Annotated in this window: 19 protein-coding genes; 6 read left to right on the forward strand and 13 right to left on the reverse strand. The window is 71.4% G+C overall.

Annotation, left to right across the window (positions count from 1 at the left end; translation table 11 throughout):
* Positions 1-49: 49 nt before the first annotated feature.
* The 3 genes from MDN94_RS14965 to MDN94_RS14975 form a co-directional block, all read right to left on the reverse strand.
* On the reverse strand, positions 50-1,900 hold the full coding sequence (locus tag MDN94_RS14965) for a glycosyl hydrolase family 18 protein (protein ID WP_482726295.1): 1,851 nt from the start codon (positions 1,898-1,900) through the stop codon (positions 50-52).
* 157 nt (positions 1,901-2,057) lie between these two features.
* The gene (locus MDN94_RS14970) at positions 2,058-2,741 is read right to left on the reverse strand and encodes a response regulator (RefSeq protein ID WP_482726296.1); all 684 of its coding nucleotides are present in this window, start codon (positions 2,739-2,741) and stop codon (positions 2,058-2,060) included.
* Complete coding sequence (locus MDN94_RS14975; protein WP_482726297.1) at positions 2,738-3,946, reverse strand: sensor histidine kinase; 1,209 nt, start codon at positions 3,944-3,946, stop codon at positions 2,738-2,740. Before MDN94_RS14975 ends, MDN94_RS14970 begins: the two co-directional genes overlap by 4 nt.
* A 152-nt stretch (positions 3,947-4,098) precedes the next feature.
* Between MDN94_RS14975 and MDN94_RS14980 the strand changes: the two genes are divergently transcribed.
* Entirely contained in the window at positions 4,099-4,671 is a 573-nt protein-coding gene (locus MDN94_RS14980; protein ID WP_482726298.1) for a hypothetical protein, read from the forward strand.
* Here the strand turns inward: MDN94_RS14980 and MDN94_RS14985 are convergent.
* Complete coding sequence (locus MDN94_RS14985) at positions 4,668-5,240, reverse strand: cob(I)yrinic acid a,c-diamide adenosyltransferase (RefSeq protein ID WP_482726299.1); 573 nt, start codon at positions 5,238-5,240, stop codon at positions 4,668-4,670. The two genes, MDN94_RS14980 and MDN94_RS14985, sit on opposite strands and share 4 nt — an antisense overlap.
* 243 nt (positions 5,241-5,483) lie before the next feature.
* On the opposite strand from MDN94_RS14985, the gene MDN94_RS14990 reads away from it, so the two are divergent.
* The 3 genes from MDN94_RS14990 to MDN94_RS15000 all read left to right on the forward strand — a co-directional run bounded on the left by MDN94_RS14990 (position 5,484) and on the right by MDN94_RS15000 (position 9,657).
* The gene (locus tag MDN94_RS14990; RefSeq protein ID WP_441266147.1) at positions 5,484-6,332 is read left to right on the forward strand and encodes a 3-hydroxyacyl-CoA dehydrogenase family protein; all 849 of its coding nucleotides are present in this window, start codon (positions 5,484-5,486) and stop codon (positions 6,330-6,332) included.
* A 194-nt stretch (positions 6,333-6,526) separates the two neighbouring features.
* The gene (locus MDN94_RS14995; protein WP_018845393.1) at positions 6,527-6,850 is read left to right on the forward strand and encodes an STAS domain-containing protein; all 324 of its coding nucleotides are present in this window, start codon (positions 6,527-6,529) and stop codon (positions 6,848-6,850) included.
* 380 nt (positions 6,851-7,230) lie between these two features.
* Positions 7,231-9,657 (forward strand): ATP-binding protein, encoded by a 2,427-nt coding sequence (locus tag MDN94_RS15000; protein ID WP_482726300.1) that lies wholly within the window; start codon positions 7,231-7,233, stop codon positions 9,655-9,657.
* A gap of 729 nt (positions 9,658-10,386) precedes the next feature.
* On the opposite strand, the gene nucS is transcribed toward MDN94_RS15000, so the two are convergent.
* Positions 10,387-11,049, reverse strand: coding sequence for an endonuclease NucS (gene nucS / locus MDN94_RS15005; protein ID WP_482726301.1), 663 nt, complete (start codon positions 11,047-11,049; stop codon positions 10,387-10,389).
* 244 nt (positions 11,050-11,293) lie between these two features.
* On the opposite strand from nucS, the gene MDN94_RS15010 reads away from it, so the two are divergent.
* Entirely contained in the window at positions 11,294-11,686 is a 393-nt protein-coding gene (locus tag MDN94_RS15010; RefSeq protein WP_005311822.1) for an SCO5389 family protein, read from the forward strand.
* Positions 11,687-11,784: 98 nt separating this feature from the next.
* Here MDN94_RS15010 and MDN94_RS15015 read toward each other — a convergent pair whose 3' ends face one another.
* Positions 11,785-12,816, reverse strand: a complete 1,032-nt coding sequence (locus MDN94_RS15015) for an LLM class flavin-dependent oxidoreductase (RefSeq protein ID WP_482726302.1) — start codon at positions 12,814-12,816, stop codon at positions 11,785-11,787.
* Between the two features lie 214 nt (positions 12,817-13,030).
* On the opposite strand from MDN94_RS15015, the gene MDN94_RS15020 reads away from it, so the two are divergent.
* Positions 13,031-13,360: an ATP/GTP-binding protein gene (locus tag MDN94_RS15020; protein ID WP_441266144.1), complete on the forward strand. Its 330-nt coding sequence runs from the start codon at positions 13,031-13,033 to the stop codon at positions 13,358-13,360.
* Positions 13,361-13,368: 8 nt separating this feature from the next.
* Here the strand turns inward: MDN94_RS15020 and MDN94_RS15025 are convergent, their stop codons facing one another.
* The 7 genes from MDN94_RS15025 to mce all read right to left on the reverse strand — a co-directional run bounded on the left by MDN94_RS15025 (position 13,369) and on the right by mce (position 23,104).
* Entirely contained in the window at positions 13,369-14,196 is an 828-nt protein-coding gene (locus tag MDN94_RS15025) for an ABC transporter permease (protein WP_482726303.1), read from the reverse strand.
* On the reverse strand, positions 14,193-15,341 hold the full coding sequence (locus MDN94_RS15030; RefSeq protein ID WP_482726304.1) for an ABC transporter ATP-binding protein: 1,149 nt from the start codon (positions 15,339-15,341) through the stop codon (positions 14,193-14,195). Before MDN94_RS15030 ends, MDN94_RS15025 begins: the two co-directional genes overlap by 4 nt.
* 124 nt (positions 15,342-15,465) lie before the next feature.
* Positions 15,466-16,245: an ABC transporter permease gene (locus tag MDN94_RS15035; RefSeq protein WP_482726305.1), complete on the reverse strand. Its 780-nt coding sequence runs from the start codon at positions 16,243-16,245 to the stop codon at positions 15,466-15,468.
* Positions 16,246-16,248: 3 nt separating this feature from the next.
* Positions 16,249-17,244, reverse strand: coding sequence for an ABC transporter ATP-binding protein (locus MDN94_RS15040; RefSeq protein ID WP_482726306.1), 996 nt, complete (start codon positions 17,242-17,244; stop codon positions 16,249-16,251).
* A gap of 174 nt (positions 17,245-17,418) precedes the next feature.
* Positions 17,419-18,357, reverse strand: a complete 939-nt coding sequence (locus MDN94_RS15045) for a cellulose-binding protein (RefSeq protein ID WP_482726307.1) — start codon at positions 18,355-18,357, stop codon at positions 17,419-17,421.
* Between the two features lie 113 nt (positions 18,358-18,470).
* Positions 18,471-22,508, reverse strand: coding sequence for a polarized growth protein Scy (scy, locus tag MDN94_RS15050; protein ID WP_482726308.1), 4,038 nt, complete (start codon positions 22,506-22,508; stop codon positions 18,471-18,473).
* A gap of 167 nt (positions 22,509-22,675) precedes the next feature.
* A complete protein-coding gene (mce, locus tag MDN94_RS15055; RefSeq protein ID WP_100109188.1) occupies positions 22,676-23,104 on the reverse strand; it encodes a methylmalonyl-CoA epimerase in 429 nt (142 codons plus the stop codon).
* Positions 23,105-23,241 lie beyond the last annotated feature (137 nt).

Consider the following 23,241-nt stretch of genomic DNA (forward strand, 5'->3'; position numbering starts at 1 on the left):
GCCCGGGAGAGGTGGCTCTCCCGGGCTTCTTCGTCAGCGGACCGTGGTGCTATCCGAGGCCGCTGTTGATCGCGCCGACGAGCTCTCCGTTGCTCGTGTCACCGCTGAACTCCCAGAAGAACGCACCGCCGAGGCCCTGGTTGTTGGCCCAGTTCATCTTGGAGGTGACGGTCGCCGGGGTGTCGTAGCTCCACCAGTTGGTGCCGCAGTGGGCGTACGCCGTGCCGGCGATCGTCCCGGTGGCCGGGCAGCTGTTCCTGAGGACCTTGTAGTCCTCGATGCCCTGCTCGTACGTGCCGGCCGCCGGCCCGGTGGCCGTGCCGCCCGGGGCGGACTGGGTCACGCCGGTCCAGCCGCGTCCGTAGAAGCCGATGCCCAGCAGCAGCTTCTTGGACGGCACACCTTTCGCCTTGAACTTGGCGATCGCCTCGGCGGAGTTGAATCCGGCCTGCGGGATGCCCGGGTACGAGGTGAGCGGGGAGTGGGGTGCCGTGGGGCCCTTGGCCGCCCAGGCGCCGAAGAAGTCGTACGTCATCACGTTGTACCAGTCGAGGTACTGCGCGGCGCCGCCGTAGTCGGCCGCGTCGATCTTGCCACCGGACGAGGCGTCGGCCGTGACCGCCGCGGTGACCAGGTTGTTCGCGCCGAACTTGGTGCGCATGGCCTGCATCATGTTCTTGAACGCGGCGGGGCCGCTGGTGTCGCAGGTCAGACCGCAGGCGTTCGGGTACTCCCAGTCGAGGTCGATGCCGTCGAAGACATCCGCCCAGCGGGGATCCTCGACCAGGTCGTAGCAGGACTGGGCGAAGGCGGCCGGGTTCTGCACGGCCTGGCCGAAGCCGCCGGACCAGGTCCAGCCGCCGAACGACCACAGGACCTTGATGTGCGGGTACTGGGCCTTCAGCTTGCGCAGCTGGTTGAAGTTGCCGCGCAGCGGCTGGTCCCAGGTGTCGGCCTTGCCGTCGACGGACTGGTCGGCGGTGTAAGCCTTGTCGTAGTCGGCGTAGGCGTCACCGATGGTGCACCTGCCGCCGCTGACGTTGCCGAAGGCGTAGTTGATGTGGGTGATCTTGGACGCGGAGCCGGAGGTCACCAGGTTCTTCACGTGGTAGTTGCGTCCGTAGACGCCCCAGTTGGTGAAGTAGCCCAGCTTGACCTTGTCGCCGGGGCCGGGCTCTCCGCCGCCGCCGGTGGTGCGGACGGCGACGGCTCCGCTGACGGGGCCTGTCTGGTCGGCGCTGTCCCGCGCCTGGACCGAGTACGAGTAGTCCGTGCCGGCGGTCAGGCCGGTGTTGGTGTAGGTGGTGCCGGTGACCGTGGCGATCTTGGCGCCGTCGCGCAGGACGTCGTAGTTCTTGATGCCGTTGTCGTCGGTGGCCGCTCTCCAGCTGAGGTTCACCGACGTATCGGTGATGCCGGAGGCCGTGGGGGTGCCGGGGGCGGAGGGCGGGTTGTCACCCGGCACGCTGCCGCCGTCGCACGAGGCGCCGTTCAGCTTGCAGTTGGACGGGGAGCCCGGGCCGGTGCCGTTGAAGCCGAAGGAGACGGAGGCGCCCGGGGCGAGCGTGCCGTTCCAGCCGACGTTCTTGGCGGTCCAGTGGTCGCCGGAGCTGGTGACGGTGGCGTCCCAGGCGGAGGTGACGCGGGTGCCGGAGGGGAAGTCCCACTCGACGGTCCAGGAGTTGATGGTCGTGGTGCCGGTGTTCTTCACCGTCCACTTGCCCTCGAAGCCGGTGCCCCAGTCGGAGGACTTGGCGTAGGTGGCCGTCGCCGAGGTGGCCGCTTCCGCGGGCGAGGCGAGTCCCACCATGGCGGCGAGGGGGAGGAGAAGGGCGGTCAGTCCCGCGGTGGCCGTGGCTCTGAACCGTGATCGGGGGCGTGGGGGCGCTTCGGTGCTCAAGGATGCTCCTCGAGATGAGTGCGGACATGTCAGGGGTGGTCCGTGCACTGTGCATACCGCGGGGCTCACCGCGGTGTGCTCGGTGAGATTAGGGTGGTCTGGACCAATCGTCAATAGGTCCAGACCAAGGGTCCGCGCCCTGTCGTCCCGCCCCGGGTCAGATGCCCAACTCCTGTGCGAGGACTGCCGCTTGCACCCTGCTGCGAAGTCCCAGCTTCCCCAGCAGTCTGCTGACGTGCGTCTTCACCGTGGCCTCCGCCATCGACAGCCGCACCGCGATCTCCGCGTTCGACATCCCCTCACCGAGGCACGAGAGCACCTCCCGCTCCCGCCTCGTCAACGTGTCCAGCACGGCCGGATCAGGCGCGTCCGCCGACCGTACGGGCCCGGGCGCGGCGAACTCCGCGATCAGCCGCCGGGTGACCGCCGGCGCGATCATCCCCTCGCCGCGTGCCACCGTCCGCACCGCCTGGAGCAGGTCGCCCGCCTCGGTGTTCTTCAGCAGGAAGCCGGCCGCCCCCGCCCGCAGCGCCCCGAAGACGTACTCGTCGAGATCGAACGTGGTCAGCACCAGCACGTCGGCCAGCTTCTCCGCGACCACCTGCCGCGTCGCGGAGACCCCGTCCAGCCTGGGCATCTGCACATCCATCAGCACCACGTCCGGGCGCAGTTCGCGCGCGAGGCGCACCGCCTCCTCGCCGTCCGCGGCCTCCCCGGCCACTTCGATGTCCGGCGCGCTGCGCAGGATCAGGACCAGCCCCGCCCGCACCGCGTTCTGGTCCTCCGCGACCAGCACCCGGATGCGGGCCCCCGTCCTCGAGTCGTCCTCCTGCTCCGTCATGCCGATGGCTCCTTGTCGTCCGCCACGGGCAGCACCGCCCGTACGCGCCAGATCTTGTCGGGTCCGCCGGCCGGGCCCTGCACCGGACCGGCCTCGAGCGTCCCGTCGAGCAGCGCGACCCGTTCCTCCATCCCCACCAGGCCCGCACCCGAGCCGGGCGCCCGCGGTCCCGGCCGCCGCCCGAACGGGCTCGTCACCGACACCCGCAGCGCGTCGCCCGCCCCGCCCGACACCTCGACGCGCACCTCACCGGCCTCCGCGTGCTTGATGGCGTTCGTCAGCGACTCCTGGACGATGCGGTAGCCGGCGAGCTCCACGGGCGCCGGCAGCCGGGCGGCCTTCTCCCGGTCGTCACGGAGCACGAAGCTCAGCCCGCTCTGCCGGCCGTTCGTCCTCGCCTGCTCCACCAGGGCGTCGAGTCCGGCCAAGGTGGGTGCGGCGGCCGGCTCCACGTCACCGCTGCTGTCGCGCAGCAGTCCGATCAGCCGGCGCATCTCGGCCAGGCCCTCGACGCTGTTCTCGCGGATCACGGTCATCGCCTGCCTGGTGGTCGCCTCGTCGTCCAGCGACAGCGCCGCCGTGGAGTGGATCGCGATCGCGGAGAGGTGATTGGCGACCATGTCGTGCAGTTCCCGGGCCATCCGGGCGCGCTCCGCCGCGATCGCCTGGGTGCGGTCCATCTCCGCGAGCAGCGCTGTCTGTTCGGCCCGCAGCCGGGCGGCGTTCGCCGCCTCCCGGTGGTTGCGGACGATGGCGCCCGTCGCGGCAGGGAAGAACGCGACCAGGGCGGTGACGACGCCGATGAGCAGCGCGGCCGCGTCCCTGAACCAGGCCAGGAAGCCGACGGTCATGGCGATGGTGACCATCGCGGTGATGACCGGGATGCGCCTGGCGGAGGCCGGGGTGCCGTAGACGACAGCCGCATAGACGATATCCGCGAACATCAGGACCGTCGCGATGCTGCCGAGCGTGAGCTGGTCGCCGATCACGGCGACCGTGCCCACGAGCAGCGCCGTACGGGGCATGGTCCGGCGCAGAAGCTCCAGGAAAGCCGTCACCACGAGCGGCACCAGGGTCACCCAGTCAGGCAGCGGCGTTCGGGACTCGCCCTGGCTGTGCAGCCCCAGCCGGTACAGCAGCAGGCCGCCGAGCAGACCGGCGGCCGCGGCGAACACGTCGTCACGGTGGGGGCGCGGGAAGGTCACCCGTCCATCAAACACGGCACCACGGCCCCCGGGCGTCCGCGCGCGGGGTGAGCCCGCGGTACATCGAAGGATGCAGTCGCAGTTCGTCGACGGCGACGACGAATCCGTCCCCGCCGGCGGCCACGCTTGGACCGTACGAAGGGAGAGCTGCCGTGATCGTCACGCTGATCGTGATCTGTGAGGTCGGCTTCTGGGTGCTGCTGGCCGCCGGACTGTCCGTCCGCTACCTGCTGAAGATGCCGCGCACCGGCGCCGCGCTGCTGCTGTGCGAACCGCTGCTGGAGGTCCTGCTGCTGGTGGCCACCGCGATCGACCTCAAGAACGGCGCGGAGCCGGACTGGAAACACGGCCTGGCCGCCCTCTACATCGGCTACACGGTCGGTCACGGCCACCGCACCGTCAAGTGGCTCGACGGCCACGCCGCGCACCGCCTCGCCGGCGCGCCGCCGCCGCCGAAGCCACCGCGCTACGGCATGGCCCGCGCCCGGCACGAGGGCAGGATCTGGCTGGGCACGGCGGTGGGCGCGATCGTCGCGACCGCGCTGCTCCAGATCGCGATCTGGTACGTCGGGGACGCCGGCCGGACGGATTCGCTTCGGAGCTGGATGTACGGCGCCTGGCGTGCGGCGGGCATCCACGGCCTGATCACGCTCACCTACGTGTTCCGGCCGAAGAAGGCCCCGGCGGACGAGCAGGAACCCGATCCGGTCAGCGCCGAGCGCTAGCGCTCCCCGCCCGGCACCCACAGCACGTCTCCGACCTCCTTGTTCGCCACCCTGGCGAGAATGAACAGGAGGTCGGAGAGGCGGTTGAGGTACGTCGCCGTCAGCGCGTTCATCGTCTCGCCGTGCACTTCCATGGCCGCCCACGTCGAGCGCTCCGCCCGCCGTACGACCGTGCACGCCTGGTGCAGCAGCGCGGCGCCGGGCGTGCCGCCAGGAAGGATGAAGCTGCGCAGCTTCTCCAGTTCCTCGAGGAAGCGGTCGCAATCCGCCTCCAGCTTGTCGATGTACGACTGCTCCACCCGCAGCGGCGGGTACTTCGGATTCTCGACGACCGGCGTGGAGAGATCCGCCCCCACGTCGAAGAGGTCGTTCTGCACCCGGACGAGGACCTTCACGACCCCCTCGTCCAGCTTCCCCAGCGCGATGGCCGTGCCGATGACCGCGTTGGCCTCGTTGGCGTCGGCGTACGCGGAGATGCGCAGATCGGTCTTGGCGGTGCGGCTCATGTCGCCGAGGGCGGTGGTGCCCTGGTCGCCGGTGCGGGTGTAGATGCGCGTCAGATTGACCATGAAGCCAGCCTAGTTACGCACCGGGCCGGCGGCAGGCCCGTGTGCCCACCGTCACGGCCGGCGCCGGCGGCCCGTGGCGCCGGGGCCGCCCGGAGCGCGGTCCGGGAAGCGGGAGGGGCCGTCCCGGTGTGATGTCCGTCATCTGAGACGTGACGCGCATCTCTTCACGGTCACAGGGGCCCCTCACGACCGCTAATCTCCGGCAGAGAGCGCACATGTAAACAGTCGTTAAGGAGTGCCGCAGTGGCCAGGAAGCTCGCCGTCATCGGTGCCGGACTCATGGGTTCCGGAATCGCGCAGGTCTCTGCCCAGGCAGGCTGGGACGTCGTTCTGCGTGACGTCACCGACGAGGCACTGACCCGCGGCAGGGACGGCATCAAGGCGTCGTACGACAGGTTCGTCTCCAAGGGCAAGCTCGAAGCGGCCGACGCGGACGCGGCGTTGGCGCGCATCACCACCACCACCGACCTCGACGCCGTCGCCGACGCGGACATCGTCGTCGAGGCGGTGTTCGAGAAGCTCGAGGTCAAGCACGAGATCTTCCGCGCGCTCGACAAGCTCGTACGGGACGACGCCGTCCTCGCCTCCAACACCTCCGCCATCCCGATCACCAAGATCGCGGCGGTGACGGAGCGCCCGGAGCGTGTCGTCGGCGCCCACTTCTTCTCGCCCGTCCCGATGATGCAGCTGTGCGAGCTGGTGCGCGGCTACAAGACGAGCGACGAAACCCTCGCCACCACGCGTGAGTTCGCCGAGTCGGTCGGCAAGACGTGCATCGTCGTCAACCGCGACGTCGCCGGCTTCGTCACCACCCGCCTCATCTCGGCGCTCGTCGTCGAGGCCGCGAAGCTGTACGAATCGGGTGTGGCGAGCGCCGAGGACATCGACATCGCCTGCAAGCTCGGCTTCGGACACGCCATGGGGCCGCTCGCCACGGCCGATCTGACCGGCGTCGACATCCTGCTCCACGCCACGAGCAACATCTACACCGAGTCGCAGGACGAGAAGTTCGCGCCGCCGGAGCTGATGCGCCGGATGGTGGATGCCGGTGACATCGGCCGCAAGAGTGGGCAGGGCTTCTACAAGCACTGACGCCGAAGAGGCGTTATCGACCGGTTCGGCATCACCCGGCGGGGTGAATTCGGTATCGGTTCGCTTACAAGTAGCAACCCCTGCGCCTACGCGGCAGTCAGTTGTTGCAGTACAGAGAAGAACCGAAGAACAGTCAGCCGCACAGTCGACACGGGGCCAACACGGGGCACTGTAAGCACACTCGGGGAGCGCATATGCACATCAGGGGCGACCACGCCGAGCTGGTCGTCGGGGGCCGCCTCGACGTCCGCAGCGCGGCGGACGCCCGTACGGTCCTGCACTCGGCCGTCGACGACGGAGCCGGCGACCTGGTGCTCGACCTGACCCACCTCGATTCCTGGGACGCCACCGGGCTCGGGGTCATCATGGGCGCGCACCGGCGGGCCGGCAGATGCGGCCGCCGGCTGGTGCTCCGCGGTGTGCCGCCGCAGATGCAGCGATTGCTCGTGGCGACGAGGCTGCACCGCATCCTCGCCATCGAGGGCGGCCTCGCCGCGGAATCGCTTCCTCGGGTGTGATCCCCGCCGCCGGTGGTGACCGGCGCGAGGCCGGACACGGCGGCGGGGTGGGTGCGGGTACGGCGAAGCGGCCACGTGGCCGGTCGGGGCCGCCGCGCAGGAAACGTCCCGTCATGTGTGACGGGGGCACGAACGGGGCGAGCAGCGCAATCCTCCTGAGACCATGACGTCGGGGACGTGCGGCACCCCGAAGGTTTCGCGATGCGCGGCGAACGTCTAGGGTTCGATCGCCTGCCCTTTCGACGGACCCATGAGGCGGGCTCCGGACCGAGGCGACAAAGCGTGCAGGAAGGCCGGGAGGCACCGCACGCGGCTTCGGCCCCAAGACAGTGATCTTGGCGGCGACAAGGCCGGGCGAACCTGATCTGGGAGCTTTGACCATGGACAACGACAGCTTCGGCGAGGGCGCCGGACCGGTGCGACCGCCGCGCGACGCCATTACGCCCGGACAGTCGACGCCCACGCCCCGGCGCACGGTCCAGCTCGTCTCCGGCGACTTCCTGCTCACGATCAACCCGGTCGACGGCAGCGAGATCGAACCCTGCCCGCCCGGAGGGCCCGTCCTGGCCGACGGGCAAGACGGAGAGCAGCCCGGCCGCCCGACCCGCCGCAGCGCCGCGCAACGCGCGGAGTTCCTCCGTGCCGCGCAGCCCCCCGTGCCGCCCGGCCCCGCCGCTCCCCGACCTCCGCTGCTCGAACGCGACGAGGAACTCGCACGGCTCGTACGACTCCTCGGCAGCGGCCGATCCGTCCGGCTCACCGGCCCGGCGGGCTCCGGCCGCAGCTCGCTGCTCGACGCCGTCGCCGCGAAGTGCGGCGCCTTCGCGCCCGACGGGGTCGTACGTCTCAACGGCCACCGCCGCACGCCCGGGGAGCTGCTCCACGAACTCTTCACGGCCGTCTACGACTCGCCAGGAATGCGCCCCGACCGGAACGCGCTCGCCGGCTTCGTGCGCGACATCGGAGCCGTCGTCATTCTGGACGACCTCGAGTTCGGCGGGGCGTCCCTCGACGAGCTGCTCGACGCCGCACCGGAATGCGCGTTCCTCGTCGCGGCCACCCCGGACATCGCCGCACCCGCCACGGGCTCGCACCTCGAAGAGGTCTTCCTCGGCGGCCTCGGCCGCGCCGCCGCCCTCGAACTGCTGCGCAAGGCCGTGGACCGGCCGCTGACGGAGGAGGAGTCCAACTGGGCGGGCGACCTCTGGTTCGAGTCGGAGGGCCTGCCCCTGCGGTTCGTCCAGGCCGCCGCCCTGCTGCGTCAGTGCGACGAGCTGCGGACCGACCCGGAGGCCTTCGAGGAGTTCGCCCCCTTCGCGGCCGCCGGCGGCAAGGACGTACCCCTGCCGTCGCTCGGCGAGGGTGCCGCGCCCGCCTCACTGCTCGCCTCACGGCTCAGCGACTCGGCCAGGCAGACCCTGCGCTTCGCGGTCGCCCTCGGCGGCGAGGTACCGCACCAGGCACACCTGCCGGCCCTCGTCGGGGACACACACGCCGACGCCGCCCTCGGCGAACTGATGAACTGCGGACTGCTCTCCCCGGCCGGCCCGCGCTACCGGCTGGCGGCCGGTGTGCTCGCCCAGCTCCGCGAGAAGGCCTACGACGAGGACGCCGTCGGCCACGCGCACACCGCCGCCCAGCACTACGCCTGGTGGGCCGGGCACCCCTCCGTCAGCTCCGAGCGGGCCGTGGCAGAGGCGGACGCCGTGCTGGCCGCCCTGAGCGCCCTGGTGCCCGGCCGGGACGCCGGACATCCCAGCACGGCCGTCCTGCTCGCCCGCAGCGCCGCGCCGGCGTTCGCCGCCGGACGGCAGTGGGTCGCCTGGGAGCGGGCCCTGCGGATGGGCTCAGAGGCCGCCCGCATCGCCGGTGAGGTCGCGGAAGAGGCCTACTTCCACCACGAGTTGGGCGTCCTCGCGCTGTGCACCGGGAACGTGGAACGGGCCAGGGCCGAACTCGAGGCGTCGATCGGTATGCGGGGCGCGCTCGCCGACAAGAGCGGCACCGTCGCCGGACGCCGGGCCCTCGCGCTCGTCGCCGACCGCGAGTCCGGGCCGGCGCCGGCCGCCCCGGGCGAGGCGGGACCCGTGTCGCCCCCGAGGGGCGTGTCCGCCTCGGCGCTGACGAAGCGGCTGCCGCTGGCCGGGTCCCGGGGCCGCGGCGCCGCCGCGCCGGTGACGGGTCACCAGCAGGAGACCCCGCCGGACGGCCCCCGCCGCCCGGCGGGCCGGGGCGCGGCCATCCTCATGGGCGCCCGCCGCAACCTCGTCGCCACGGGAGCGGGCGCACTGCTCGCGGTGGTCCTCGGCACGGTGGTCACCCTGGGCATGACCTCCGACCAGGAGGAGCCGCCCGGCCGCGACGTACGCAACGGCCAGCCGGTGAACGAGGACGACATCGACGACGACTGGACGGCCGAGGACCCGACGGCCGACGTCTCCGACGATCCGTCGGCGGACAAGGACGACGCCAAGCCGACGGGATCGTCCACGTCGGCCACGACGCCCGCGTCGACGAACCGCCCGTCGGTACCGGGGGAGACCCCGTCGCCGAGCTCGTCACGGCCGGAGGGTCCTTCGGACTCGCGCCCGCCGTCGAGCCCGAAGCCGCCGTCGAGTCCCAAGCCGCCGCCGGTCGCGACGCCGCCGACGGTTTCGCCTTCGCCGACGAGGACCACGACCCCGACCCCGAGTCCGACGCCCACCGAAACGTCCACGGCCCCGGGCGGAAGCGCGTCCGCGAGCGAGTCGAACGAAGCGACGATGACGAGCGGCGGGCCGGTGTCCGCGTCGCCGTCGATCATCTGACGGGTCGCTTCTCGTCGGCGCGGACGCTTTCCCCGCCCCTCCGCGAAACCCTGAGAGGACCGGGCCTGCCCCGCACAGCGGGGTGGGGCTGCGCGGGGGCCCTGACGGGGCTGGGCCTGTGTCGCGAAGCCGTGCCGGGCTGCGCCCCGAGCCTTGGCGCGACCGGGGCTGCGCCCCGAACCGCTGAGGGGCTGGGCCCGGTGAGCCCTTGACGGGGCTGCGTCTGCATGGCGAGGGCCTGGCTGGACTGCCTGCCCACTCGGCGGGGCCGGCTGCGCGCGAAGCCGTAACGGGACGAACCGTGCCCCGAACCCCTTGGCGGGACCGGGCTGTGCCCACCCCTGGAGGGGGCTGCGCCCGAAGCTCATGGGGGACACGGCCGCGCCCGGGGCCCGGAAAGCTCGACGGGCGGGGCTGCCCCTGCCCTCGTGTTGGCGGCCGCGCGCCGCTTCTGCGCTGCGAGGAAGCCGGCCGGGCGTCACCGCCCCAGGTGGCGCCCGGTGGGGCTGTACTGCCGGGGCGCAGGCCCCAGCCGTGCGGCCGTGAACGGCACCCGTGGCGGGCCGGGCGACCGGTGCGCCGACTTGGGACATCGCGGGCCGTGCCGGGCCGCGCCCGGACCCCGGCGGGACGGGGCTGCGCCCCGAACCGCGGCCCGGCCCGGGGAAGCGGCGTCCCGCGCCGGGTGCCGCCCGGCGGGTGTGAAACGCGCCGGCGGGGACGGGGGTGTCAGAACAGGCGGAGTTTGTCGTCCTCGATGCCGCGCATCGCCTCGTAGTCCAGGACCACGCAGCCGATGCCGCGGTCCGTCGCCAGGACACGGGCCTGGGGCTTGATCTCCTGGGCCGCGAAGACGCCCTTCACCGGCGCCAGGTGCGGGTCGCGGTTGAGGAGTTCCAGGTAGCGGGTGAGCTGCTCCACGCCGTCGATCTCGCCCCGGCGCTTGATCTCCACCGCCACCGTCGCGCCGTCGGCGTCGCGGCAGAGGATGTCCACCGGGCCGATGGCCGTGGGGTATTCACGGCGGATGAGGCTGTACCCCTCGCCAAGTGTCTCGATCCGGTCGGCAAGGAGCTCCTGGAGGTGCGCTTCCACGCCGTCCTTGATGAGGCCGGGGTCGACACCGAGCTCGTGCGACGAATCGTGGAGGATTTCCTCCATCGTAATGATCAGTTTCTCGCCCGCTTTGTTCACGACGGTCCAGACGCTGTCGTCGCCCTCCTTCAATGTGCAGGGAGGGGACATCCAGTTCAGGGGTTTGTACGCCCTGTCGTCGGCGTGGATGGAGACACTGCCGTCCGCCTTGACCAGGATCAAACGGGGGGCGGAGGGCAGGTGGGCGGTGAGCCGGCCGGCGTAGTCCACGGAGCAGCGGGCGATGACGAGACGCATGGTCCGCAACGCTACTCGAAGCACGCCGCGCTGCGCGATTCGCCCCGGAAGCGCCCTTCGTTATTTGGCCGGTTGTGTGCCCAATCTCCTGGTGCGCTCAAGTCGGCGCACTTACCGTGGAAGACAGGAGGTCGTCGGCCGTGCACTCTGCGTCGCCGTACAGCATTGGTATGCCGTCGTTCGGTCCACTTCCTCCTTCCCTGCCCGTAAGGCCCTGTTCTGCGGGGTCGCGAGAGGAGAACCCATGTCGCTCGACGTCTCACCGGCGCTGTTGGAACAGGCCGAGCGAGGCGAGGTCGACGAAGCAGCTTTCGTCGACTGCGTCCGGACCTCCCTGCCCTACGCATGGGAGATGATCAGTTCTCTGGTGGCTCAGCTGAAGGTGGACGGCGGCGAGTTCGCCGACAACCAGACGCCTCCGCCGGACGAGCAGGCACGTGGTCAGCTGCTGCGCGCGCTCGCGAGTGACGCGATTCGCGGCGCGCTCCAGCGGCACTTCGGAGTGCGACTGGCATTCCAGAACTGCCACCGCGTCGCGGTGTTCCCGCTGGACCCCTCGGTCGACGAGCGGCTCGCCCGCTTCACCTCGATCCGGGGCCAGTTGCTCAATCAGTCGCCCGAACTGCGCGACTGCTGAAGTCTTTTGCTGCCGCTCCGCATCACTGGAGGTGCACAGATGTCGGAGCGGCGGCATCGTCGGACCCGGAACCTCGCAACCATGGACACGGACGAGTGTCAGTCGAGCAGGGGCAGCACGTCCGTGCCCAGCCGCCGGACGTTCTCCTCGGTGGTGGCGAGGTCGCCGGAGCCCTCCGCGAGCAGCGCGAAACGCGTGATGCCGGTGCGCTCCGCGGTCGCCGCAAGGCGGTCCGCGGCCAGGCGCGGCGGCCCCACCGGATGCAAGGTACAGAGCAGCTCCGTGTACGCGACGGGGTCGCGCATCGCGCGGTGCCGTCCGTCGACCGTCACATGCGCGTCCAGGCCCTGCTTGAGCCAGTCGGGCATCGCCTTGACGAGGGTCTCCGCCGCCTCGTCCGCGCGATCGGCGATCTGGACGACGCCGGCCGACACATGCCCGGCCGCCGCGACCTTCGCGGCCGGGTGTCCCGAGGAGAGAGCGTGCGTACGCCACAGGGCGACCATGTCCGCCTTCTCCTGGTCGCCGCAGTGCATGCCCAGCAGCATCGGCAGGCATCGCTCCGCCGCGAGCCTGACGCTCTGCGGGGACGTGCACGCGACGACCACCTCGGGTCCTTCCGACGGCCCGTCGATCAGCTCGTCGGGGCGGGGGACCACCGCGACCTCGCGGAAAGTGAACCGTTCGCCCTGCGCGCCGACGCGGGGTTCGCGCAGCCAGCGCAGCAGCAGGTCGAGGGATTCCGGGAAGCCCGATTCGTACGCGGCCAGGCCGGCGCCGAACACCTCCAGGTCGACCCAGGGCCCACCGCGCCCCACTCCGAGGGTGAACCGCCCGTCGGACGTGAGATGCAGCAGTGCGGCCTGCTCGCCCAGCGCCACGGGATGCGCGCTCGGCAGCACGCTCACCGCCGTGCCCACACGGATGCGGCGGGTGCGGCCGAGCAGCAGCGCCGCGAGGGTCACGGCGGACGGGCACACCCCGTACGGCACGAAGTGGTGCTCGGCCAGCCATACGGCGTCGAGGCCCGCTTCCTCCGCCACCTCGGCGGAACGCACCGCCCGGTGCAGTGCCTCCCCCTGTCCTTGGCCCGGGAACTGGGCCGCCAGTACGAACGTTCCAACGCGCATCGCCTTCTGCCTCCTTGCGGCCGACGCGTCACTCCCCCTACAGGCAACAACGCCTGACACGTGCCAAAGGCACGGGCGGGCGTGAAGTTGTTGCGATTTTCCGGTAACTGGCCCTGATGCAGGACGTGCGCGCACCCGTCGGAGGAACGGGCGTCGCGGTCCGGGCCCGTACGCTGTACGGGCAACTGTCCTGACTTGCCCCGTGAGGTGTCACGTGTCCCCGCGCCGCAACCGCCCCCGAGGCGGCGAGAAGCCCACCGAGCGAGCGAGCGACCCCGCAGGCCGGTACGGCGGCTTCGGCAGCAGCGAGTCCTGGCAGGGCGAGGAGTGGTCGGTGCGCCACGTCGCGGGTGCAAGTGCCGCCGGCAAGCGGTACCGCTGCCCCGGATGCGACCAGGAGATCGCCTCCGGCATGCCCCACGTGGTGGCCTGGCCCGAGCACGGCGGCGTGGACGACCGCCGTCACTGGCACAAGGCGTGCTGGAACGCGAAGGACCGCCGCACCTCGAAGGTGCAGCGGTCCAGGAACGCGCCGAGGTACTGAGCGCGCGGTCAGACGTCCCGGCTGCTCATCGTCGCGTACGCCCCGCCGAGCGCCACGACCGCGAGACCGAGCATGATCCACACCGGCTCCCAGCCGAGGGGACCGGAGGACCCGCCCGACGCAGCCTCCCCGTAGATGCCGATGAGCTGGCTCGGGATGGCCCACTCCAGCAGGAACTTCTGCAGGTCCTGCAGCGACTCGGAGAACATGAACATGGCCGCCACCAGCGGCAGCAGCATCACGCCGATCATGGTGGTGATCGCACCGGCCGAGTGCCGGATCATGGCGCCAACGGCCAGTGACAGCAGCCCCAGCGAGGCGATGTACAGACCCACGCCGACGGACGCGCGCAGCCATTCGTCACCGGTGGGCTCGGCCGCCTCCACCATCGCGTTCTGGATGACCGCGACGAGGCCCGCGACCAGAGTCGTGATCGTGAGGACCAGAAGGAAGAAGACGGCGGCCTTGGCCGCCAGCACCCGGCCGCGGCTCGGGCAGGCCGTCAGCGTCGTCCGGATCATGCCGGTGCTGTACTCGGACGCGATGGTGAGCACGCCCAGGGTCATCACACAGATCGAGCCGGGCAGGACGCCGAAGAAGCCCATGCCGAGGGCGGACGAGTCGCCGATGTCGGCCGATTCACCGGCGGCGGAGACGAGCGCGGCGACCCCGAGACCGATGCCGAGCATCAGCACGATCATCACGCCCAGCGTCCACATCGTGGAGCGCACGGAACGGATCTTCGTCCACTCGGACAGGAGCGCGTCACCGAGGCTGGCCCCGCGCACGGGAATCGGCGAGGCGTACGAGCCGGGCTGCTGGTAGGGAGTGGTCATCGTGCGTCCTCGGGCTTGGTCAGGTCGGCGGGGGCGGCCGCCGGGGGAGCGGGGGCCTCGGCCGGGGCGGCGGCGGGCGGCGCGGCCGGCACCGGCGCCGTGTACGGGTTCTGGCCGGGCTGGGGCGGCGGCGGGGCGTAGAAGCCCTGCTGCGGCACCTCGGGGACGTGCGGCTGCGGCGGGACGTGTCCCATCGGCGGCTGCTGCATGAGCCCGGACTTCTCGTCAGCCGTCGAGCGGTAGTCCACCGCCCCCTGCGTCATCCGCATGTAGGCCTCTTCCAGGGAGGCCTGGTGCGGCGACAGCTCCCACAGCCGTACGTCGGCGCCGTGCGCCAGGTCGCTGATGCGGGGCAGCGGCAGGCCGGTCACCCGCAGTGCGCCGTCCGGCTCCGGCATAACCTGGCCGCCCGCCTCGGTCAGAGCGGCGAGGAGCTTCTCGCGCTGCTGGGGCTCCGTCTGCGGCGTACGCACCCGGGCGAAGTCCGCCGAGTTGTGGGAGATGAAGTCCTTCACGCTCATGTCCGCCATGAGCTGACCGCGTCCGATCACGATCAGATGGTCGGCCGTGAGAGCCATCTCGCTCATCAGGTGCGAGGAGACGAAGACCGTACGGCCCTCGGATGCCAGCTGCTTCATCAGGTTGCGGACCCAGAGGATGCCCTCGGGGTCGAGGCCGTTGACCGGCTCGTCGAAGAGCAGCACCTGAGGGTCGCCCAGCAGCGCGGCGGCGATGCCGAGCCGCTGCCCCATGCCGAGCGAGAAGCCCTTGGAGCGCCTCTTCGCCACGCCCTGGAGGCCCACGACGCCGAGCACCTCGTCGACCCGGCGGTCCGGAATGCCGGAGAGCTGCGCGAGCGACAGCAGGTGGTTGCGGGCGGTACGGCCGCCGTGCACCGCTTTGGCGTCGAGCAGCGCGCCGACCTGGCGGGGCGCGTTCGGCAGCTGCCGGAACGGGAGCCCGCCGATGGTGACCTGGCCCGACGTCGGCCGGTCGAGGCCGAGGATCATGCGCATCGTCGTGGACTTGCCCGCGCCGTTGGGGCCGAGGAATCCGGTGACGGCGCCCGGCCGCACCTGGAAGGAAAGGTTGTACACGGCCGTCTTGGCGCCATAGCGCTTCGTCAGGCCGACTGCCTCGATCATTCTCCAGCCCCATCGACTTTCGGGTCGTCGGGGCACAGGCGGTGCAGCCGTACGCCCCCGTAAGTGCTAGGAGGATAGCCGGGCCCTGATGGTTCCGCCCAAGCAGATACTGCTACCGGTCCGTTCAGGCGTCCCGCTTCTTCAGCACGAGGAAGCCGCCGAGGAGCGCCGCGGCCACCCACAGCAGCATGATGCCGAGGCCGCCCCAAGGGCCGTAAGGGGAGTCACCGCTGTTCATGGCGTTCGGGACCACCTGCATGATCTTGGCGCCGGCCTGGTCGGGGAAGTAACGCGCGACGTCCTTGGCGCCGGGTACCGCGGAGAGGATCTGGGAGACCAGGAAGAAGAACGGCATCAGGATGCCCAGCGAGAGCATCGAGCTGCGCAGCATCGTGGCGACGCCCATCGAGAAGACCGCCATCAGGCCCATGTAGATGCCGCCGCCGACGACGGCCCGCAGCACGTTCTCCTCGCCGATCGTGGTGCGGTGCTCGCCGAGCAGCGCCTGGCCGAGGAAGAACGTGAGGAAGCTGGTCGCCATGCCGACCACGAGCGCCAGCAGCCCGGCCACCGCGATCTTGCTGAAGATGAACGTGCCGCGCTGCGGCACGGCGGCGAGCGAGGTGCGGATCATGCCCGAGCTGTACTCGGTGCCGACGACGAGGACGCCGAAGACGACCATCGCGAGCTGCCCGAGCACCATCCCGGAGAAGCTGATGAGAGTCGGGTCGAACGTCAGCCGCTCGGCGTCCGGCAAGTCGTCGAACGTGGCGTTCATCAGGGCGCACAGGGCCGCGCCCATCGCGACGGTCACGGCGAGCGCGCTGATCAGCGTCCAGCGGGTGGAGGAGACCGTACGGATCTTGGTCCACTCGGACTGGAGGACGGCGGGTACGGATGCCATCGGTCAGGCTCCCTCTTTGCGCGGGGCCCACTGCGGGGCGCCGTGGCCGGACGGCGGGGCTTCGGTGCCGGGCGGTTGTGGTGCGCCCGCGCCGGTGGAGTGCGCGTGGTACTCCACCGCGCCGGCGGTCATCTGCATGAACGCCTCCTCGAGCGAGGCGCGTTGGGCACTGAGCTCGTGGAGCACGATCCGGTGCTCGGCCGCGAGCTCGCCGAGCTGCTCGGTGCTCGCGCCGTCGACCTCCAGCGTGCCGTTGTCCGACTCGACGACCGTCATGCCCGCCCGGTGCACGGCGTCGCGCAGCTCCTCCTGTTGAGGGGAGCGGAGGCGCACATAACTGCGGGAGTTCTGCTGGATGAAATCGGCCATCGAGGTGTCGGCCAGCAGCTTGCCCTGACCGATCACGATCAAGTGATCGGCGGTCAGGGCCATTTCACTCATGAGATGAGAAGAAACGAAGATCGTCCGGCCCTCTTGCGCAAGGGCTTTCATCAGATTACGGATCCAGTGAATTCCCTCGGGGTCCAGACCATTGACCGGTTCGTCGAACATCAGGATCGCGGGATCACCGAGCAGCGCCGACGCGATTCCGAGCCGCTGGCCCATACCCATGGAGAAGCCCTTCGACTTCTTCCGGGCGACCGGCGTCAGTCCCACCACGTCGAGGACCTCGGCGACCCGGCTCCGCGGGATGCGGTTCGCCTGGGCCAGACACAGCAGGTTGTTGTACGCGCTGCGGCCGCCGTGCATCGCCTTGGCGTCGAGCAGCGCCCCGATGTACTTCAGCGGCTCTTCGAGCTCGTGGTAGTGCCGGCCGTCGATCCTGACGGTGCCGCTGGTGGGATTGTCGAGATCGAGCATCATCCGCATCGTCGTCGACTTGCCCGCCCCATTGGGGCCGAGGAAGCCGGTCACCAACCCCGGGCGCACCTGGAAGGAGAGATGGTCGACCGCGACCTTGCTGCCGAAGTGTTTGGTGAGACCCTCGAGCTCGATCATGCGTTCACGCTACGGGGGCGGGGAAGCGCCCGCCACCGGGTTCCGGGAAGGGAAGGAGCCCCTTCCGCATCAGGGTGACACCGGCGGGAAACAGGGCCAGGGGGACGGACCGGACGCACAGGTGCCCGGTGCCTGAACGGCACCGGGCACCTGTCGAAACCACCGGAGGGGGCGTCAGCGGGACTGCTGCGCCGGGACTCCACGGGAGATCGGCTCGTCGTCGGCGGGCGTGCCCGCCGCGGCGACCGCGGCACCGGTCAGCGTGGCCAGCATCTCGCGGACGTTGGTCAGCTGGGCGTTGATCGAGTCGCGGCGGTTGGTGAGCGCCGCCAGCTCGCGCTCCGATTCGCTGCGGATACGGTCGGCCTTGGCGTTCGCGTCGGCCACGATGTCCTCGGCCTGGCGCTGCGCGGTCTCCACCGTCTGACGGGCACGGCGCTCCGCGTCCGTACGCAGCTTCTCCGCCTCGAGGCGCAGCTGCTCGGCACGGTGCTCGATCTCCGCGAGGCGCTTCTCAGCCTTCGCCTGACGGGACGCCAGGTCCCGCTCCGACTGCTCCCGGCGCTTGGCGAGGTTGGTCTCGAAGTCCGCGGCGGCCTGGGCGGCCTTGGCGCGGGTCTCCTCGAAGAGCGCGTCCGCCTCCTCCCGCTTGGACTGCGCGTCCTTCTGGGCCTCACTGCGCAGCGTCTGGGCCTCGCCCTTCGCCTTCTCGACGATGCGGATGCCCTCGTCCTCCGCCTTCGCCTTGCGCTCGGAGGCGAACGACTCGGCGTCGTTGCGAACCTGCTGGGCGGCGGACTCGGCGAGCTCACGGTGCTGCTCGGCAGCGCGACGGGCCTCCTCGCGCAGGTCCTTCGCCTCCTCCTCGGCGAGGCGGAGGATCTTCTCGACACGCGCACCGAGACCCGCGTACGACGGCTCGGCGTCGTTGACCTGGGACTGGGCGTTCTGCGTCTCGAGGTGGAGCTCCTCGATGCGCTTTTCCAGAGAGGTGATTCGGGCCAGAGCACTATCACGGTCGGCGACGAGTTTGGTAATGCGGTCGTCCACCTGACCGCGGTCGTAACCACGCCGCACGAGCTCGAAGCCGAAGGGGGAGGAAGTGTCGCTCATGGGGTTCCTGTCAATGAGACCGGTGAGGTGTTAGAGGGAATCCTAGGGGCCCGAGCGGCGTGTCATCGAGCGGATGCCGGTTTGATCTGGAGAATGTCCAGCCTTTTGAGTGGCTAGCCGTCGGATGACTTGCCACTCGAACGGGTAACCCCTGCGGTCGCACCGGCCTTGACGCCGCCCGAGCCGCCACTCGCCCCGGACTTGCCGGCGGAGGGGGCCTCGAACGACTCCAACGCCTCGAGCACGTCCTGAACACGAGAGATCTCCGCCTGGATGTCCTCGCGCCTGCGCACCAGCACGTCCAGCTCCCGCTTGCCCTCGTCGACCGTCCGTTCGGCCTCCCGGTCGGCCTCCGCCTTGGCGCGCTCGCCCTCGCGGATCAGTCCGGCCTTCTTCTGCTCGGCCTCCTTCAGGAGACCCTCCGCCTTCTTCACAGCGGCGATCCTGACCTTGCTCGCCTCCGAATTGGCCTCGGCGAGGAGTTCCTTGGCCTTCGCCTCCGCCTCCGCGCGCTGCTCCTCGGCGGCCTTCACCAGATTGTCGACACGCTCGCCGGCCGTCTTCATCTGCTCCGCGGTCTCCCGGCGGGCCCGCTCGTGCAGCTCCTCGATCTCGCTCTCCACCCGGGCCCGCAGCTCCTCGCCGCGTTCCCTTATGGCGGCCGCGTCCCGGCGGGCGCCGACAAGGAGCTCGTCGGCGTCCGTGCGAGCCTTCTCCACCAGCGAATTGCCCTCGACGGTGGCCTCGGAGACCAGCCGCTCCGCCTCGTTGCGGGCGGCGCCCACCATCGCGTCGGCCTGCGCCTCGGCCTCGGTGGCCGCGCGCAGCGCCTCCTCCTGGGCCTTGCCGATGAGCTGGTCGGCCTGCTCGGCGGCGTCCGCACGGCGCTTCGCGGCGGCCTCGCGTGCCTCGTCGAGCAACTGGTCGGCCTCCGCGCGGGCCTCGGCCCGCAGCCGCTCCGCCGCCGCCTCCGACTCCGCCTTGAAGCGCTCGGCCTCCGCCCGGATCCGCTCCGCCGCCTGCTGCGCGGAACCGACCGTCTCCGCGGCCTCAGCACGCAGCCGCTCGGCGTCGCTGCTCGCCTCCGCCCGCAGGCGTTCCGTCTCCGCTGCGGTCTCCGCCGTGATCCGCTCGGCCTCGCCCCTCGCCTCGCCGATGAGCTGGTCGGCCTGGGAGGCCGCGTCGGCCCGGCGCTTGTCGGCGGCCTGCCTGGCCTCGTCCAGCACCTGCTCGCGGTCGGCCCGCACGGCCGCCCGCATCTGCTCGACCTCGGCCTCGCCGTCGACCTTGATCTGCTCGGCCTCTGTGAGCAGCCGCGTCGCCTCGGCGTCCGCCGACGCGCGCAGTTCCGCGGCCTCGCTGCGCAGCCGCTCGCTCTCGCTCGTCGCCTCGTTGATCAGCAGGTCCGCCTGCGCGGCCGCCTCGGAGCGGATGCGGTTGGCGTCCTCGCGGGCCTCCGCGCGGGTCCGTGCCGCGTCCTGTTCGGCGGTGGCGACGGCGTCCGACGCCTCCGTGCGCATCCGCTGCACATACTCGGCCGTGTCCGCCCGGAGCCGGTCCGCCTCCGCGATGGCCTCGGAGACGGTCCGCTCGGCGAGCGCCTGCGCGGCCTCCGTCTCCTCCTGGGCCCTGGACCGCAGCCGGGCGGCGTCCTCCGCCGCCCGCTCCCGCTCCGCGTACGCGTCGGCGCGGACCCGGTCCGCCTCCTCCTGCGCCTCTGTCCTGGTGCGCTCCGCCGAGTGCTCGGCGGCGCTGCGCAGCCCGGCGATCTCCTGCTCGGCCTGCTCCTGGAGCCCGCTGACGGAGTCCCGGACCTGCTGGGCCGTCTGCTCCGCGGAGGACACCATCTCGGTGGCACGCCGGTCGGCCTCCTCGACCAGCCGGTGCGCCTCGGTCTGCGCCTCTTCGACACGGTTTCGGGCGGACGCGAGGAGTTCCTCGCTCTGCTCGCGGGCCCTCTCGCGTTCCTGGCCGGCCTCCGCGCGCGCGGAGCCGAGGATCTCCTCCGCCTCGCGACGGCGGCGTACCGCCTCCTCCTGCGCGGCCGCCAAGGCCTCCGCGGCCTCCGTGCCCACGCGCTCGGCGGCGGCCGCCGCCTCCGCGCGCACCCGGTCGGCCGTCTCCTGGGCCTCGGTGCGCAGCCGCTCCGCCTCCGCGGCGGCGTCGCTCTGCAGCCGTACGGCGAGGGCCTCGGCCTCCGCGCGGGACGCGGAGGCGTCGGACGCGGCCTCGGTGCGCAGCCGCTCCGCCTCCGTCTCCGCCTGCTCCTGGAGCGCGCGCAGCCGCTCGCCGGCCTCCGCGCGCAGCCGCTCCGTCTCCTCCGCCGCCTCGCGGCGGATCCGCTCGCCCTCGGCGCGCGCCTCGGCCAGCCGCTCCTCGGCGGCGGCGAGCCGTGCCTCCGCCTCGGTGTGCAGGCGGGTCAGCTCCTCGGCCGCTTCCGCCTGGCGGGCCGCTATGACGCGCTCGGTCTCCTCGCGCAGTTCGGCCACGGCGGCCTCCGCCGCCGTCCGTACGCCGTCGGCCTGCTCCTCGGCCTCCGCGCGCAGCCGTTCGGCCTCCGCGCGGGTGCGCTCGAGGGTCTCCTCGGCCTGCTTGCGCAGTGTCGTGGCCCGCTCGATGGCCTCGGTACGGACCTTCTCGCTGTCGCTGCTCGCCCGGGAGCGCAGCTCGTCGGCGTCGGTGCGCGCCTTGGTCAGCAGCTCCTCAGCGGTGCTCGCCGCCTCCTCGATCTGCTGGACGGCCTCGCGGCGTGCCTCGCCGCGGATCCGCTCGCCCTCGGCGACGGCCTCGGCGCGTAGCTGCTCGGCCTCCCCGCGCAGCCGGCGGGCCTCCTCCTGGAGCTCGACCGTCTTGGCGCGGTACTCCTTCGTGTCGTCCTTCGCGGCGCCCTTGAGCTGGTCGGCCTGCTCCGCGGCCTCGCCGCGCAGCCGGTCGGCCTCCGCCTCGGCCTCGCGTTTGATCCGCTCGGCCTCCTCGCTCGCCGCGCGGGTGGTGGCCTTGGCGTCCTCCGACGCCTTGGTCAGCACCTCCTCGGCGGTGCGGGCGGCCTTGGCGAGCGCGGCGGCCGAGTCCTCGGCGACGGCCGCACGGGCCTTCTCGGCCGCGGCCTCGACGAGCTTCTCCGCCTCGGCGCGGGCGTCGGCGAGCGCCTGCTCTGCCTCCGACTTGAGGGTCTCCGACTCCTTGGTCGCTTCTTCGACGAGCCGGGCGATCTGCGCCTTGGCGGTGCGGGTGCGCTGCTCGTTGACCGACTCGGCCGACGACAGCTGCTTGGCGGCGGACTCCTTCGCCTCCGAGAGCAGCTTCTCCGACTCGGCACGGGCCTCGCGGAGCTTCTCCTCCGCCTGCTGGAGCCGCTGTTCGGCGGCGCGGCTGAGCTCCGCGGCCTGCTGGCGGGCCTGGTCGGACTCGGCGGTGGTCGTCGAGCGCAGCTGCTCGGCGTGGGTGGTGGCCTCGTGCGCCTGGCTCGACGCGGCGTTCAGCAGCCGCTCGGCGTCCTTGCGGGCGCGCAGCAGGATCGCCTCGGCCTCCGCGCGTGCGGTCTCCGCCTCGCTGCCGAGCCGCCTGCGGGCCTCCTCCGCGATGCGGGCGGCCTCGGCTCGGGCGGCGGCCAGTGCCTGCTCCGCCTCCGCGCGGGACTCCTCGAGCAGCCGGTGGGCCTGCGACTCGGTGCGGGCCCGCAGCTGCTCGGCCCATGCGACGTTCTCGTTGACGTGCGACTCGACGGTCTGGCGGCGCTCGGCCAGCTCCTGGTCCAGACGCTGCCTGCGCTGGACGGCCTCGGCGTGCAGTTCCGCCTGGAGCCTGGCCTGGTGCTCCGCGTGCTCCTGCAGGATGCGCTGGGTCTGCGCGCGGGCCTCTCGCAGCTCGCGCTCGGCGTCCTGCCGGAGCTGATCGGCCTGGATCTGCGCGTTCCGCAGCAACTGCTCGGCCTGGTAGCCGATGTCGGCGCTGTCGTAAGCCGGACGGGAGGCGAGATTGCGCCGCGCCTCGTGGAGTTTGGCGCGCAATACCTCGACCTGGTAGCCGAGGTCCTCGGCATGCTGGACGGCCTTCTCCCGGTCGGTCTTCAGCCGGTCCATCTCGGCTTCGAACCGCGAGAGGTGGTCGTCGTCAGCTCGGTGGCTCTCCTGGCGTTCGTAGCCCCGCACTGCGCGGTCCCATCCGTCCCCTGGTCGCAACTGTCTCCAAACGAGTACCGTTCGCCGGCGAACGGCCCCCCGGGGAATGGTGACAGATCAACGACGGAGACGCGGCACGGCCCCGACCCGGCCCCGGCCCGGAACGGCCCACTCTACCGGGCCGGGAATCCTTAGGGTCAGTGCTCCGTTGCAGACGTGACGAGTTCGGTGAGTACGCCGTGGCAGTCCTTCGGGTGGAGGAAGGTGATACGCGAGCCCATCGAGCCGATACGCGGCTCGTCGTACAGAACACGCACGCCCTTGTCGCGGATGTCCTGCGCGTCCGCGTCCACGTCAGCCGTTCCGAATGCGATGTGGTGAACACCTTCACCGTTCTTGGCCAGCCACTTTCCGACCGCGGAGTCCTCCCGGGTCGGCTCCAGGAGCTGGAGGTAGGAGGCGCCGCCGTCGGACGTCTCATTGATCTTGAGCATGGCTTCCCGTACGCCCTGCTCCTCGTTGACCTCGGAGTGGAACACCTCGAAGCCGTACGTGGCCCGGTAGAACTCGACAGTCTTGTCGAGGTCGAAGCAGGCGATCCCGATGTGGTCGATTCGCGTCAGCATTTCACCAGTGCAGCGCCCGGCGGCCGGTTACGCAACGTGCGCGCGATCACACCGGCGGCACGGTGACCCGGAGCCGTACCGCTCAGTACATTTGAGTAAACCCTCGTTCACTCCTCAGCTGCGGCTGGAAGGGGATC

The sequence above is a fragment of the Streptomyces sp. WAC00040 genome (assembly GCF_056835925.1).